This window comes from Streptomyces sp. PU-14G (assembly GCF_041028275.1).
Taxonomy (GTDB): Bacteria; Actinomycetota; Actinomycetes; order Streptomycetales; family Streptomycetaceae; genus Streptomyces.
Window position 1 is genome coordinate 1 of record NZ_JASKYT010000046.1, and the last position, 15,259, is coordinate 15,259.

Sequence of the window (15,259 nt, forward strand, 5' to 3'; positions counted from 1 at the left end):
GCGGGACGGGTGGTCGTTGCCCGTACGACCCGGCGTTGCCGGGACTGTCGGGCGGGCTCGGGTAGGACATGGCTCCCCTCCTCGGTGTGCGGCGCAAGCGCGTGCGCGGGCAGCGGGAGGACGCGAAGCCATGGAGAACGACCGTTCCCCCGCCGGTGCGTAGGAGACCCTACCGGTCACCGAGGGGGGCGAGGTGATCGATCCCCGTCTTGCTTCTGTCACAGAAGATCAGGTCAGAACAGTTCCGGACAGAGCGGACCCGGAAGAGGAGAGAGGGGCGAGGGTCAGACGTTCTGGAGGGGCTCGTCGTGGCCGGCATCGCCCTGAGGGCTCCGAGGGCTCTGAGGGCTCTGAGCGCCCTGGCGACCCGGGGAGTTCTGGCGGCACGGGGAGTCCTGGCGGCTCTGCGAGTTCCGGGAGCCCTGGGGGTCGTCTCCGGTGCGGTCACCGGAACCCGTGCCGGCGTACTCCTCCTCGGGGACGGAGATGACCCAGTGCGTGGCCTGGCGCGGTCGCAGGTAGCAGGCCCAGTAGAGGGCGGCGAGGACGACGATGCCCCCGGTGATGGCGAGGCTCTCGGCGCTCTGCTGGTACAGGACCCAGAGCAGCGCGGCCATCAGGACCGCGGGCAGGACGGGCCACAGCGGCATCCGCCAGGCCGCCCGGTGTTTGAAGGCGTCCCGTCGGGCGGCCAGCGCACCGAGCGCGACGAAGACGTACATCCCGGCCACCGCCACGCCGGTCACCTCGTTGAGTACGTCGAGGTTGACGAAGCACAGGACGGCTCCGGGCAGTCCGACCACGAGGGTGGCCACCCACGGCGAGGCGAACCGCGTGCCCAACCGGGAGAGCGCGCGGTTGACCGGGCTCGGCCAGGCGGCGTCGCGGGCGGAGGCGAAGACGACGCGGGAGTTCTGGATCACCATGACGATCGCGGCGTTGACGATGGCCAGCGCGATGCAGAGGCTGATGAACGTGCCGACGGCGGAGTTGCTCCACTGCTGGACCATGCCCGCGATGTCGCCGCCCGCGAGGGCGTGCAGGTCGGGGGCGCCCAGGGTGATGGCGACGACGGGGACGATGACGATGGCGAAGCCGATGCTCAGCGTCCACAGCACGGTGCGGGAGACGGTGCGGCGCGGGTTCTCCATCTCCTCGGCCAGGTACACGGCGGTGGTGAAGCCCTGGAGGATGAACAGCGCGGTGGCCAGGCCCGTGACGATCAGACCGGCCGTGACGGGGCTGGTGTGGCCGTGTCCTGAGTCCATGACGGGGTGGAGGAGGACGGAGGCGGGGCGTTGGGTGTGGGTGAAGCCGAGGAAGGCGACGATGGCGGCGCCCACCACCTCCAGCGCCAGGAAGATCCCGGTGATCCAGGCGTTGGCCCGCAGGTCGAGCAGGCCCATGGCGGTGGACAGCAGCATCACGGAGGCAGCCGCGACGCGCGGGTCGAGCTGCACGAGAGGGGCGAGGTAGTCCGCGGTGCCCAGGGCGATGATGGGCGGCACGATCATGACGACGATCAGCGACAGGACGAAGACCAGCCAGCCCGCCAGCCTGCCCATCAGGGTGCCGACCATGGCGTACTCGCCGCCGGAGGACGGGATGAGCGTGCCGAGTTCGGAGTAGGTGAAGGCGACGCCGACGCACAGCAGCGCGGCGATGGCGAGGGTGAGGGCCGTTCCCGTACCGAGGGCGCCGAAGGAATCCGGCACGATCACGAAAAGTGACGAGGCCGGAGTCAGGCAGGACAGGGTGAGGAGTGTGCCGCCCACGACGCCTATCGAGCGGGTGAGCCGGGGCCGGCTGGTGTCTTCGTGGGTGTCGGTCATGCGGTTCCGTTCGTACTGCGTACGGAGGTACGGCGCGTACTGGGCGGGGGAGCGGTATCGCCTCCGGTGCGGCACCGCGGGCGCGGTGCGGGATGTGCGGTGCCGGACACGCGTTCCGGTCAGCGCATACAAGCGGTTGCGGAGAAGTGGAGTCAAGACCTCCATTCGACGAAATCCGTAGCGTGAAGAGGCGTTGACCACTGTTCCAGGCTTTCGGTGCCCCTCCCCAGAGAGGTTTCCGGCGGTCGAGGAAACCGTAGCGACGATTCCCAGGTTTCCCCGACCCACACCGGCTTCTCACATCACGAGACTCGCCGTCTGTATCAGTCCCAGCGCGATCACGGACGCACCCGAGACGGTCAGCGTGACCGTCTTCAGCGTGCCCCGCGTCGTCTGCCCGAGCAGGGTTTGCAACAGCCAGAAGGTGTTGCTCGTGGCGTGGATGGCGAACAGCGAGCCCGCGCCCGCGGCGAGTGCGATCAGCACCGGCTGGACGTCCAGGCTCGGCGCCACGGGGGCGAGGATGCCCGCTGCCGTGATGGCGGAGGTGGTGACCGAACCGATCGCCATGTGCAGGACGGCGGCGATCAGCCACACCAAGGCGAGCGGTGCCCAGGTGCCGGCCGAGAACGAGTCCTTGATCAGGTCGCCCAGCCCCACCGCCTCCACCACGGCGGCCAGTGAGCCGCCGACCCCGGTCAGTACCAGGATCTGGCCGCTGGTGCGGAAGCCTTCTCCGAACGCCTCACCGATCGCCCCGGCGGGCAGGCGGCGGCGTGCGACGAGGCAGGCGAGGATCAGCCCCGTCAGCAGCCCGACGACCGGGTCGCCGAGGAAGCCGACGACGGGCGAGTTCCAGCCGGCGACCTGGGCGAAGGCACCGGCCGCGATCAGGACGAGGGCCAGCAGCAGCGGCGTGAGCGAGAGCCCCAGCGGTGGCGCGGTGCCGTCGCCGCGTGCGGCCCCGGCGTCACCGCGTGCCACTGCCGCGCCACCAACTCCCGCGCCCTCGTGCACGACCGCATCGCCGCGCACCGCCACACCCTCGTGCACGGCCACGCCCTCCCGTACGGCCGCGCCCCCCTGGGCGGTCGCGCTCTCGTCGGCGGTCACGCCGTCATGGGCGGTCACGCCGTCATGAGCGGTCACGCCGTCATGGGCGGAAGCGCTCTCCTGGGCGGCCACGCCCTCCCGTACGGCCACGCCCTCCCGTACGGCCGCGGCCCCCTGGGCGGTCGCGCTCTCGTCCCGGTCCGGGTTCCAGAAGCCGCGCTTGACCAGCGCGCTGAACAGCAGCAGGGTCAGCAGGATGGTCACGGCCGCCAGGGGGAAGCCGTAGAGGAGCATGATGCCCAGCGGGATGTCCAGCAGGCCCGCCAGGGCCAGCGCGCCGATGCCGGGCACCGACAGCGCGATGCCGACCTCGACCCCCAGTGCCATGGCAGCTGCCATCCGGGCGAGCCCGCCGGGACCGATGCGGGTGCCCAGCGACCGGGCGAGCGGGGCGGTCATCACGAGCAGCACATCGGCGAAGATGGACTGCAGCACGGTGCCCATCGTGACGGCGAAGGAGTAGGGAAGCCGCTTGGGGCCCAGTGTCCGCAGCAGCAGGGTGACCAGCTTCTCGATGGCGCCGAGCGCGGAGAGCAGGGTGCCCAGCAGCACGCCGAGGACGATGAGGAGGCCCACCTCGGCCATCAGGTCGCCGAAGCCCTTGTTGACGGTCTCCAGCGTGCGTGCGGCGCCCAGGCCGCCGGCGAGGCCGAGGTAGACGGCGCCGAGTACGAGCGCCAGCGCGGGGTTGACCTTCGCTTTGAGGATGAGCACGACCACCGCCGTGATGGCGATGGCCGTGTGCACCAAAGGTGCCGGGTTGTCCATCGTTCGTCTCCCGTCCGACCTGCGGAAACCCGATGTTCCGCAGCCGGATCATGGTCAACGCGGCACGCCGTGAGGGGAATGGGGGTCTCACGATGTGGCCCGGTGCCCCTCTCCCGCCTCGGGCTCTTGCGCGCCCGCGCGGGTCAGCCGCCGGTGGTGACCCGCACGTAGTCGACGGTCATCCGCTGCGGGAAGCTCGTCGAGCCGTCGAGGCTTCGGCCGGACCGATGCGTGTTCAAGGAGTGGCGACGCCTGTGTTCTGCGCGGCGCTGACCCACCACGAGCCGTCCCTCTTGATCAGCGTCCATGTGCCCACGTTGGCGCGGCGGCTGCCGGCCACCTCGATGGGCTGGCGCAGCGCGACCACGGCGACGTCGGGGGCGGGGAAGGCGATGTGCTCCAGCTCGTACCAGGTGGTGATGGCGTCGGTCGGCGTGCTCAGCCGGTCCCGGTGGTAGGCGTGGAGCGCTTCCCAGCCGGCGAAACGCGCTCCGTCGACCGCGGTGAAGACGACGTCTGCGGCGAACGGCGCGTCGAACCGTGCGGCGTCGGCCTGTGCGAAGGCCGCTTCCAGTTCGGTGAAGAGTTCCCTGATGCGTTGCCTGTCCTCTTCGGCGTGTGCGGCGTCGTCTCCGTCGCGCGGACTCGTGCTGGTGCTGGGGCGGTTGGCCATGAGCACGACCCTACGACGCACACCGGGCGGCCCTCCTGCGGGGTGGCGAGGGCCACAGCGGGGGTTCAGTCCGCGGGCCCCCAGCCGAAGGTCTCCACGATCCGTTGGGCGGCGCGTGTGGCCGTCAGGGAGCCCTCGCGGACGCGCTCTTCCAGCAGGGGGGCGAGGCGCCGTACCTCGGGGTGCTGTTCGAGGCGGCCCAGCAGGTCGTCGCGGACCATGGACCACACCCACTCGACCTGCTGGTCCCGGCGCTTGGCGGCCAGTTCCCCGGTGGACTCCTGGACGGCGCGGTGCCTCTCGACGCGCTCCCACACCTCGTCGAGCCCGGTGCCCTCCTGGCCGCTGCACGTGAGGACGGGCGGCGTCCAGGAGGCGTCGGCCGACCGCATCAGCCGCAGCGCGCCCGCCAGTTCGCGGGCGGCCGAGCGGGCGTCGCGCTCGTGCGGGCCGTCGGCCTTGTTGACGGCCAGTACGTCGGCGAGTTCCAGCACGCCCTTCTTGATGCCCTGGAGTTGGTCGCCCGTGCGGGCGAGGGTGAGCAGCAGGAAGGAGTCCACCATCTGGGCGACGGTCGCCTCCGACTGGCCGACGCCGACGGTCTCGACGAGGACGACGTCGTAGCCCGCGGCCTCCATCACGATCATCGTCTCGCGGGTGGCCTTCGCGACGCCGCCGAGCGTGCCTGCGGTGGGGGAGGGGCGGACGAACGCGTCCGGGTTGACGGCGAGCCGCTCCATCCGGGTCTTGTCGCCCAGGATGGAGCCGCCGGTCCGGGTGGAGGACGGGTCGACGGCGAGGACCGCCACCCGGTGGCCGCGCTCGGTCAGCAGGGTGCCCAGCGCGTCGATGAACGTCGACTTGCCGACACCGGGTACGCCGCTGATGCCGACGCGCCGGGCGCCGCCCGCGTGCGGCAGCAGCGTCGTCAGCAACTGCTGCGCCTGCTCCCGGTGGTCGGCCCTGCGGGACTCCACCAGCGTGATGGCCCGCGCGATGTACGCGCGGGATCCCGCCAGTACGCCCTTCGCGTAGTCGTCGGGGTCGATGGTCCGGGGCACGCGCTCAGCCCTTACCCTCCGCCACCGCCGAGCCCCCGGAGCCCGCCACGCCCTCCACGCCCTCCGCGGGCTCCGCGGAGTCCGTCGAGGGTGTCGTCTCCGCCGCCTCGGCCAACTCGTCGTGGCCTAGCGAGGCGGCCAGCTTGCGCAGCAGGTCGTACGCGGCCTCGGGGATGACCGTGCCAGGGGGGAAGACGGCCGTCGCGCCCGCCTCGTGCAGCGGTTCGATGTCGGCGGGCGGGATCACCCCGCCGACGACGATCATGATGTCGTCGCGCCCGGCCGCCGCCAGTTCCTCCCGCAGCGCCGGTACGAGGGTCAGGTGCCCGGCCGCCAGTGAGGAGACGCCCACGATGTGCGCGTCCGCCTCGACCGCCTGCCGTGCCACTTCGGCCGGGGTCTGGAAGAGGGGGCCGACGTCGACGTCGAAGCCGAGGTCGGCGAACGCGGTGGCGATCACCTTCTGGCCCCGGTCGTGCCCGTCCTGGCCCATCTTGGCCACCAGCAGCCGCGGCCTGCGGCCCTCCGCCTCCTCGAAGGCGTCCACCACCTCCCGGGTGCGGGCCAGGGATGACGACACTCCTGCCTCCTCGCGGTACACACCGGAGATCGTACGGATCTGCCCCGAGTGCCGCCCGTAGACCTTCTCCAGCGCCTCGGAGATCTCCCCGACGGTGGCCATGGCGCGCGCCGCGTCCACGGCCAGGGCCAGCAGGTTGTTCTCCAGCCCTGGCCCGGACGCCGCCCCCGCGGCCCGCGTGAGGGTCTCCAGCGCGGCGCGGCAGGCGTCCTCGTCGCGTTCTTCCCGCAGCCGCCGCAGCTTGGCCACCTGCTGGGCGCGGACCGAGGAGTTGTCGACCTTGAGGACGTCGATCTCCTCGTCGCTGCCCGCCCGGTACTTGTTGACGCCGATGACCGGCTGCCGTCCCGAGTCGATCCGGGCCTGGGTGCGGGCCGCGGCCTCCTCCACGCGCAGCTTGGGAATGCCCGCGTCGATGGCCTTGGCCATGCCGCCCGCCGCCTCGACCTCCTCGATGTGCTGCCAGGCCCGCGCCGCCAGGTCGTGGGTGAGCCGCTCCACGTAGGCGCTGCCGCCCCACGGGTCGATCACCCGGCAGGTGCCCGACTCCTGCTGGAGCAGCAGTTGGGTGTTGCGGGCGATGCGGGCGGAGAAGTCGGTGGGCAGCGCCAGCGCCTCGTCCAGCGCGTTGGTGTGCAGCGACTGGGTGTGGCCCTGGGTGGCGGCCATCGCCTCGACACACGTACGGGTGACGTTGTTGAAGACGTCCTGCGCCGTCAGCGACCAGCCCGAGGTCTGCGAGTGGGTGCGCAGCGAGAGGGACTTGGGGTTCTTCGGCTCGAACTTGTCCACGAGCTTCGCCCACAGCAGGCGCGCCGCGCGCAGCTTGGCGACCTCCATGAAGAAGTTCATCCCGATCGCCCAGAAGAACGACAGGCGGGGAGCGAACGCGTCGACGTCCATGCCCGCGTCCAGCCCGGCGCGCAGGTACTCCACGCCGTCGGCCAGCGTGTACGCCAGCTCCAGGTCGGCCGTCGCACCCGCCTCCTGGATGTGGTAGCCGGAGATGGAGATGGAGTTGTAGCGCGGCATCTTCTGCGAGGTGTAGGCGAAGATGTCGGAGATGATCCGCATGGAGGGCTGCGGCGGATAGATGTAGGTGTTGCGGACCATGAACTCCTTGAGGATGTCGTTCTGTATGGTCCCGGCCAGCTTCTCCGTCGGTACGCCCTGTTCCTCCGCGGCGACGATGTAGAGCGCCAGCACCGGCAGGACGGCGCCGTTCATCGTCATCGAGACGGTCATCCGGTCCAGCGGGATGCCGTCGAAGAGCTGCCGCATGTCGTAGAGCGAGTCGATCGCCACGCCCGCCATGCCGACGTCGCCGGTCACACGCGGGTGGTCGCTGTCGTAGCCGCGGTGGGTGGGCAGGTCGAAGGCGACCGAGAGGCCCTTCTGTCCTGCCGCCAGGTTGCGGCGGTAGAAGGCGTTGGACTCCTCGGCCGTGGAGAAGCCCGCGTACTGGCGGATCGTCCAGGGCTGGTTGACGTACATCGTCGGGTACGGGCCGCGCAGGTAGGGGGCGATGCCCGGGTACGTCTCCAGGAAATCGAGGCCGCGGAGGTCCTCCTCGGTGTAGAGGGGCTTGACGGCGATGCCTTCGGGGGTGTGCCACGCCAGGTCGTCGACGGAGTGCCCGGTGCGCTCCTTGACGGCCTCCCGCCACCGCTCGCCGTCGGGTTCCCGCTCGGCGGCGGAGCCGCGCTCGCCGTCGCCGTCGCCTTCGGTTTCGAGGCCGACGGTGGTGAAGTCCGGGATCGCGGCGGAGTGTTCCGCTCCGCTCGGCTGCTGGCTCATGCGTCGACCCCCATGCGATCGAGGAGCAAGGTGAGGGCGGCGACGGCGTCACCGCCCGCGTGGACGAACTCGTCGACACCGGCGGCCCGGTACGCCTCGCGCCGGTCCGCGTCCGGCTTCCCCGCGAGGAGCACCCGCGCCGCGCCCGCCTGTTTGAGCGCGGTGGCGACCTGCGCGGCCTCCTCGGCGTAGAGCGTGTCGCTGGAGCACAGGCACGCCGCCGTGGCGCCGCTGGCGGTGAAGGCGGCGCTCACGGTGGCGGCGTCCACCGTCACCGGATCGTGTACCGGCTGGATGCCGCCCGCCTGGGCGAGGTTGGCGACGAAGGAGACGCGGGCCGTGTGCGCCGCGGCGGGGCCGAGCGCGGCCAGGAAGAGTTTCGGGCGCGCCCCGGTGGCCTCCAGGTGCTTGTCCGAGCGGACGCGCAGCGCCTCGTACGCGTCGTCCCGGCGCACGCGGGGCAGCCCCCCGCCGGGCGGCTGCGGTGCGGGCTCGCGGGTGACGGGCCGCTCGTCCAGCAGGGGGAACTCGCTGACGCCGGTGACCGGTTCGCTGCGCCGGGCCAGCGCGGTGGTGCGCAGGTCCCAGCTCTCACGCAGGCGCTGCTCGATCAGTCCGTCGCGCAGTGCGGCGGCCATGCCGCCGGCGGCCTCGATCTCCTGGAAGTGCGCCCACGCCGTGTGCGCCAGCTCGTCGGTGAGGGTTTCCACGTACCAGGAGCCGCCCGCGGGGTCGATCACCCCGGCCAAGTGGGACTCCTCCAGGAGGATGGCGGAGGTGTTGCGGGCGATGCGCCGCGCGAAGGCGTCGGGCAGCCCCAGCGCGTCATCGAACGGCAGTACGGTGACCGCGTCGGCGCCGCCGACTCCGGCGGCCAGCGTGGCGACCGTCGTGCGCAGCATGTTCACCCACGGGTCGCGGCGCGTCATCATCACGGGAGAGGTCACCGCGTGCTGCCGCTGGGCTCCGGCGGGTGCCGGAGCGCCGCACGCCTGCGCCACGCGCGCCCACAGCCTGCGCGCGGCCCGCAGCGTGGCGATGGTGGTGAACTGGTCGGCGGTTGCCGCGTACCGGAACTCCAGTTGGCCACAGGCCTGTGCCACCTGGAGCCCGGCCCGGGTCATGTCGCGCAGGTAGGCCACCCCGGTGGCCAGCGCACACGCCAGCTCCCGCGCGGGGGTACCGCCCGCCTCGTGGTAGGGGAGCGTGTCCACCACGTAGGTACGCAGCCCCTGTTCGTCCTCGGCGCAGCGCACCGCCAGCTCGGCGGCCTCCCGGCGCAGCTCGGGCACCGTGTCGTGGGCGCCCGTGCGGGCGGCGTGCCCCAGCGGGTCGGCGCCCAGCACGCTGCCGGGCGCGGGCACTGCTTGGCCGGTCAGCTGCCCGCGCAGCCGCAGCAGTTCGGCGGACGCGGGACCGAACGCGGCACCCGGCTCCAGTACGACGGGTGCCAGGTCGAGGTAGACGCCCTCCAGAGCCCGCGCCAGCCCGGCGACGGGCAGCCCGGTGGCGCCCACGGCCAGCCACAGTGAGCCGACGCCGCTCGAAAGGTCGTCGAGCACCGCCCTGCGGGTCCCCTCGATGTCGGCGCGGGCGTGCCGCTGCCGTACGTCCCACCCCCGGGCCGTGTTGCCCTCGGCGCGCGCACCGCGGGTGAAGGGGGCGAACCCTGGCAGCCCCGCGGGTCCTCCCGCGTCGTCGCGGGTGTAGAGGGGGCGCACCCTGATGTCGTCGGCGAGCGTCGTGGTGAGGGCGGACTCGGGCGCGGCGTCGTCGAAGGCCGTCGCTCCCGTCTTGCGCAGAACTCCGGCGACGAGCTGCTGCCACTGCTCGTGTGTCGCGTCCGGAAAGTCCTGAGCGAGACGAAGCCCTTCTTCAGGCGGGACCGTCATGGCCGCAGATTAGGTGAGCCAACTCGCGAGTAGCAGGGGGCACGGGTGTGACCTTGCACTCTCCGTCCAACGGAGCACCGCGGCGCGTGGGGTTGACGGGCCGGGGCGGACGCCCGCGGCATCAGCCTTCCGCGGCTGGGCGCGTGTGGCGGTCCCCGGCCAGTACGGAGTCGAGCAGGCCGGGGAACAGCGCGTCCAGGTCGTCGCGGCGCAGCCGTATCAGCCGGGTGCGGCCCTTGACGGTCGTCCAGGTGACACCCGCCTCGCGCAGCACCCGGTAGTGGTGGGAGAGCGTCGTCTGGTGGACGTCGAGGTCGCCGCCGATGGCGTTGCAGCTCTCCTCGCCGGTCACGGCGAGCCGTTGGATGATCTCCAGCCGCACCGGATCGGCCAGCGCACGCAGCACCTCCACCATCCGGATCGCCTCGGTCGCCGGCTGGGACACCTCACGCATCGCTTCCCTCCGTCCGTGACGGTACCCAGCCTATCCATACATTGATGCATGGACAAGCATCCATGCATTGCTTACAGTGCCGGTCACCGACCTCCGCAGTGCTCCGGAAAGGCGGCACGATCCATGCTGAAACGGCTCCTCCCCCTGGCCCTGGCGACGTTCGCCGTCGGCACCGACAGCTACGTCATCGCGGGCCTGCTCCCCTCCATCGCCGACGACCTGGGCGTATCCACCGCGGCAGCCGGCCAGTTGGTGACGGTCTTCGCCCTGGTGATGGCGGTGTCGGCGCCAGTGATGGGGGCCCTCACCAGCGGCCTGAACCGGCGCGCCGCACTCCTGATCGCCCTGGGGGTGTTCGTGGCCGGCAACGCCGCCACCGCCCTCGGAACCAGCTACGCGATGGTCATGGCCGCACGCGTCGCCACCGCCGTCGGAGCGGGCACCATCAACTCCGCCGCCTCCAGCACGGCGGCGGCCATCGCTCCACCGGACCGCCGAGGCCGAGCGCTGGCCTTCGTGCTGGGCGGCCTGACCCTGGCGACCGCGCTGGGGCTGCCGCTCGGCACGCTGATCGGTCGCGCCGACTGGCACCTCACCCTGTGGGCCGTCGCCGGGGTCGGCCTGCTGGCGGCCGGCGGCATCGCTGTCGGCCTGCCCCGGGTGACACTCCCCGCCGCCTCACTGCCCGACCGCCTGGGTCCGCTCAAGCAGGGCCGCGTGCTGGCGCTGTTGGCGGTCACCTCGCTGGCCTTCCTGGGCGCCTACACCCTCTACACGTACATCGCCCCGGCCCTGCGAAAGGCCACCGGCGGCGACCAGTCGCTCCTGATCTGGACCCTGCTGGCCTGGGGTGTGGGCATCCTGGCCGGGAACATCACCGCAGGGCGCCTGGTCGACCGCCACGACTCCGCCCGCGTCCTCACCGGCACCCTCGCCCTCGCGACTGCCGCCCTGGCGCTGACCCCGCTGGCGGTCCGTGCCCTCGCGCCTGCCCTGGTCTGGGCGGCGGTCTGGGGCGTGACCCTCGGCATCGTCGTCGTCCCGCAGCAGCACCGCCTCGTCGCCCTCGGCTCCGCGGCGGCGCCGGTCCTCCTCGGTCTCAACTCCGCGGCGCTCTACGTCGGCATCGCCCTCGGCGGCGGCCTCGGCGGGCTGGCGCAGGAGGGGTTCGGGCTCGCCCCCGCCGAACTGGGGCCGGTGGCGGCCGGCGTCACGGCTGTGGCCCTGCTGTGGCATCTGGTCACCGCGCGTCGCTCGGCCGCGACCGCGCCGACGACGCCGCCGCCGACGACGCCGCCGCCGACGACGACACCAACGCCGACGACACCGGCATCGGCCTCGGCCGACCCGGAAGAGACCACGGTGTGACCCGCCTCGCCCTCCCCTTCACGCCTGGCCGGCTGCCGCCTTCACACCTGGCCGGCTGCCGCCAGGTGGCGGCCCGCGAGATGGTCGGCCCTGCGGGTGGTCTCCGGCTGGCGGTAGGTGGGGGCCAACCGGAGGGTGAGGGCGGTCGCGTGCTCCAGGCCGATGCCGCTGCCGACGGAGACGAAGACGGGCTTGACGCCGTCCTGGGTGCGCACGGCGCGGCCGACCTCCTCGCCCTCGCTCGTGAGCGGGGAGAAGGAGCCGCGCTCGCGGCCGGGTTGCTCGAAGTCGAAGAGGAAAGGCGTCTTGGCGACCCCGAAGCAGGGGATGCCGGTCAGTACGCCCAGGTGGACGGCGAGTCCCGCGCGACGTGGGTGTGCGATGCCGTAGCCGTCGCACACGAGCACGTCGGGGCGGCAGGTCAGGCCGTCCAGCGCCGCGGTCACCGAGGGCAGTTCCCGGAAGGCCAGCAGCCCGGGAACGTAGGGGAAGTCCGTGCGTCCCGCGTGTACGGACTCCTCCACGACCTGGAGGGTGGCCGCGTCCAGGACGACGGCGGCGGCCACCAGGCCGCCGCCGTCCGCGTAGGCCACGTCCACGCCCGCGACGGTGCGCACCTGGTCGGGGGAGGGCCCCTCAGCCGTCAGGTCGGCGGCCTCGCGCAGCCGTTCCTGGAGGGCCACCGCTTCCGCCTCCGTGGTGGGCCAGGCGTGCGGCCCACCGCGTTCCCGGCGTTCCCCGGTCCGTATCCCCATGGGTCGCTCCGTCTGTCCGTCTCACTCAGCGCACACGACGTCGTGCAGCTCGATCGGGTGGGAGTCTAGGGCGACGTAGGCGGTGGAGGTACTGGTGGTGCCGTCGGTCCAGTAGGCGGTGACCGTGGCCCAGCCGAAGCCGGCGGACTGCGCGACGGTCACGGGGCCGACCTCGATGTTCCGCGGCGCGTTCTGGGCGCACAGGATGACGTCGTGGTCGGGGTTCTGCTGCTGCTTCTCCTTGAGGAAGTCCGAGACCCACTTCTCGCGCTGCTGGTCGGTCGGCCCGTGCTCTCCGTAGAACCAGCCCAGGAAGCGGCGGATCTCGGGGCCCGTGTGGCGGTCCTGCGCCTGGGGTGAGGCGGCCGGCGGCGCGTAGATCTGCGGTGTGGGCTCGGACGGCGCGATCCGGTGTGTGGGCTCGGAGGGCGCGTAAATCTGGGGCGTGGGCTCGGACGGTGCCGCCTGCGCGGTGGGCGCGGCGAGAGCGAGGGCGGCAGCCGTGGCGGCGCAGGCGGCGAGGAAGGTCCTGCGGACGCTGCGACGGGTGGCGGTACGGGGCATCGAACACCTCTTTTGACCGGGCATGACCCGGAACGGGAATGTCGGCGGTATCGTCCGCCTTTCCGGCACCCTGAGGAACGGCAGTGCCGCAACGCGCCCCCACAAATCCCTCTCCCGGGTGTCGCATCCCCCTCCCGGGTGTCGGAGCGCTGCCCCGCCACCTGAGACGATCGCACGCGTGTCCGACCTCTCCGCCGCCTTCGCCCACACGCCCGCCTTCTCGGGCGCATTCGAGATCCATCTGACCGTCGACGGCGCCAGTCCGGCCGTGGAGTCCGGCGCGCTCGCGGCGTACGCGGCCGAACGGGCGTGGAAGTACGCCCGCATCGTCCTCGACCGCGGTCGCACCCCGGACCAGCCCATGGTCACGCTCGCCGCCGAGGGCGGGTTCGAGGCGGTCCACGAAACGGCGCAGGCGGCGGCGCGGGAGCTGGCCGCCGTGGGCGCTCCCGTGGTCCGGGTCAAGATCGAGGCAGCGCCGTGGGCGTCCGGAGTGCCGGGCACCGACGACGAGGGCGCCGCGCTCGGCCCGACCTACTACTTCGAACACCATGTGAAACTGCTGCTCCCACCGGAAGCCGGCACCGGCGACGTCGACTCCGGCACCGGCACCGTCCACTCCGGCAGTGGCACAGGCGACATCGACTCCGGCACCGGCCATGGCGGCACCGGCGGCGAGCTCGCCCGGCTGGCCCGGCTGGTCGTCCGGCACGACGCGCACCTCTCCCGCAACGCGCGCCGGACCCGCGCGGACGGGCAGCGGGAGTACTTCGTCACCCAGCGCTGCCGCGAGGTCGGTGACGAGACGGCAGGACGGCGGCTGAACGACCTGCTCGCGCACCTGAGCTCCCTCCGGCACGAGATCCTCTCCACGGAACGGGAGTTCGTCGTCCACGACAGCGCGGAGACGTTGGACGAGGGATGGATAGCCGAAGGCGGAGCGGCGATCACCAGGCCGCGCGCGTACGCGGCGGCGGGCTGGCGGAAGTTCGGCTTCGGGCCGTGGGCGGCCCAGGAGACGGTGCCGCAGCGGGAGCTGGACGAGGACACGCGGGCCGCGCTCGAACTCCCGCCCACGCTCCGGCCCGTCCTCGGCGGTCGGAACGTGGTGCAGCGCCCGGTGTTCGACCCCTCCGCGGCGCACCACGCCAAAGCGATGCGGCTGGGGGACCCGGAGTTCGCGGACGCGGAGACGGGAGAGCGCTGGTACGCGGCTCGGCGGTGTGCGCTGGACCTGGCGCTGGCCGCCGTCGCCTCCTCCGCGTGGGCGGACCACCTGGTGCTGCGCGGCAGTGTGCTGCTGCGCGCCTGGTACGCGGAGGCGGCCCGCGAGCCCGGCGATCTCGACTTCGTCGTGGAGCCGTCCGGCTGGCAGGTGACCGACACGCGCACCGGACAGATGCTCGACGAGCTCGCCCGCGCCGCCGAGGCGGCCTCCCACGCGGCGCGCGGCCCCGTCAGGCTGGACGCGGACAACGCGGCCCGCGACGAGATCTGGACCTACGACCGGGTGCCGGGCCGCCGTCTCGTCATCCCGTGGACGGCCGAGGGCCTGCCCGGCGGCACCGTCCAGCTCGACTTCGTCTTCAACGAGACGCTTCCCGCCCCCGCCGTACGCACGCGGGTTCCGCGCCCGGCGGGCGTGGCGGGCGAGCCGCTGACCGTCCGCGCGGCGTCCCGTGAACTGTCGCTCGCCTGGAAGCTGCTCTGGCTGGTCAGCGACGCCTACCCGGAGGGCAAGGACCTCTACGACGCGGTTCTGCTCGCCGAGGACCCCTCCGTCACGCTCCCCTTCGACCTGTTCCGCGCGGTCTTCCGGGACGTCGAGGACGGACTGTACGACCGCAATCCCGTCTTGTTGGGCGACCTCGCGTACGCCGCTCAGTGCGTGGAGTGGTTCGAGTTCGCCAAGGAACACCCGCACATCGCGGGCCCGCCCGACTTCGCGCACGACGCGCCCCCGGCCGATTGGCCGGACCGGCTCACCACCGCACTGGCCCCCACGTTCGCGGCCGACGACGGCGGCGGAGAGCCCGCCTCGCGCTACGAGCTGTCCGCCCGCTGGCTGGCCCCCCTCGTCGAGCAGTGCCGTACCGCCTTCACGGACGGCGGCATCCCGGCGCTGCTGGAGCGGCTGTTCGCCGCTCACGTGCCGCCGCGCTCCGCGCTCGTCGTCGTCCGCGAGGTTCTCGGGAGCGCCCGGCACACCGTGGACGGGGTGCTGCCGCTGCTGGCAGCCTTCCGGCCGCCACCCGACCCCGACCGCCCGTGGCGCCGCGGCGGCTGGGACGCGGACCGGCTGCGGGAAGCGGCGGACGCGCTGCGGGAGGGAACGGAGCCACCGGGCGAGAGCTGAGGTCGACGGGGGGGCAGAGCCGCGCGGCTCGTCACGCGAACGTGGC

The 15,259-nt window shown here is 72.6% G+C and carries 11 protein-coding genes; 2 read left to right on the forward strand and 9 right to left on the reverse strand.

Annotation, left to right across the window (positions count from 1 at the left end):
• Positions 1–284: 284 nt before the first annotated feature.
• The 7 genes from AB8Z75_RS08400 to AB8Z75_RS08430 form a co-directional block, all read right to left on the reverse strand.
• Complete coding sequence (locus AB8Z75_RS08400; RefSeq protein ID WP_369200772.1) at positions 285–1,832, reverse strand: APC family permease; 1,548 nt, start codon at positions 1,830–1,832, stop codon at positions 285–287.
• A gap of 297 nt (positions 1,833–2,129) precedes the next feature.
• Positions 2,130–3,713, reverse strand: a complete 1,584-nt coding sequence (locus AB8Z75_RS08405) for a GntP family permease (RefSeq protein ID WP_369200773.1) — start codon at positions 3,711–3,713, stop codon at positions 2,130–2,132.
• 235 nt (positions 3,714–3,948) lie between these two features.
• Positions 3,949–4,386 (reverse strand): SgcJ/EcaC family oxidoreductase, encoded by a 438-nt coding sequence (locus tag AB8Z75_RS08410; protein WP_369200774.1) that lies wholly within the window; start codon positions 4,384–4,386, stop codon positions 3,949–3,951.
• A gap of 65 nt (positions 4,387–4,451) precedes the next feature.
• Positions 4,452–5,447, reverse strand: a complete 996-nt coding sequence (gene meaB, locus AB8Z75_RS08415) for a methylmalonyl Co-A mutase-associated GTPase MeaB (RefSeq protein ID WP_369200775.1) — start codon at positions 5,445–5,447, stop codon at positions 4,452–4,454.
• Positions 5,448–5,451: 4 nt separating this feature from the next.
• Positions 5,452–7,824: a methylmalonyl-CoA mutase gene (gene scpA, locus AB8Z75_RS08420; protein ID WP_369200776.1), complete on the reverse strand. Its 2,373-nt coding sequence runs from the start codon at positions 7,822–7,824 to the stop codon at positions 5,452–5,454.
• Entirely contained in the window at positions 7,821–9,716 is a 1,896-nt protein-coding gene (locus AB8Z75_RS08425; RefSeq protein WP_369200777.1) for a methylmalonyl-CoA mutase family protein, read from the reverse strand. The genes scpA and AB8Z75_RS08425 overlap by 4 nt, the downstream gene beginning before the upstream one ends.
• Before the next feature lie 121 nt (positions 9,717–9,837).
• Positions 9,838–10,170 (reverse strand): ArsR/SmtB family transcription factor, encoded by a 333-nt coding sequence (locus AB8Z75_RS08430; RefSeq protein ID WP_369200778.1) that lies wholly within the window; start codon positions 10,168–10,170, stop codon positions 9,838–9,840.
• 123 nt (positions 10,171–10,293) lie between these two features.
• Here AB8Z75_RS08430 and AB8Z75_RS08435 point away from each other — a divergent pair, with 123 nt between their 5' ends.
• Positions 10,294–11,538, forward strand: a complete 1,245-nt coding sequence (locus AB8Z75_RS08435; RefSeq protein ID WP_369200780.1) for an MFS transporter — start codon at positions 10,294–10,296, stop codon at positions 11,536–11,538.
• Positions 11,539–11,579: 41 nt separating this feature from the next.
• On the opposite strand, the gene AB8Z75_RS08440 is transcribed toward AB8Z75_RS08435, so the two are convergent.
• Positions 11,580–12,293 carry an endonuclease V gene (locus AB8Z75_RS08440; RefSeq protein ID WP_369200781.1) on the reverse strand — a complete coding sequence of 238 codons (714 nt, stop codon included), beginning with the start codon at positions 12,291–12,293 and terminating at the stop codon, positions 11,580–11,582.
• A gap of 21 nt (positions 12,294–12,314) precedes the next feature.
• A complete protein-coding gene (locus tag AB8Z75_RS08445) occupies positions 12,315–12,857 on the reverse strand; it encodes a hypothetical protein (protein WP_369200782.1) in 543 nt (180 codons plus the stop codon).
• A 178-nt stretch (positions 12,858–13,035) separates the two neighbouring features.
• Between AB8Z75_RS08445 and AB8Z75_RS08450 the strand changes: the two genes are divergently transcribed.
• Entirely contained in the window at positions 13,036–15,213 is a 2,178-nt protein-coding gene (locus AB8Z75_RS08450; RefSeq protein ID WP_369200783.1) for a nucleotidyl transferase AbiEii/AbiGii toxin family protein, read from the forward strand.
• Positions 15,214–15,259: the final 46 nt, after the last annotated feature.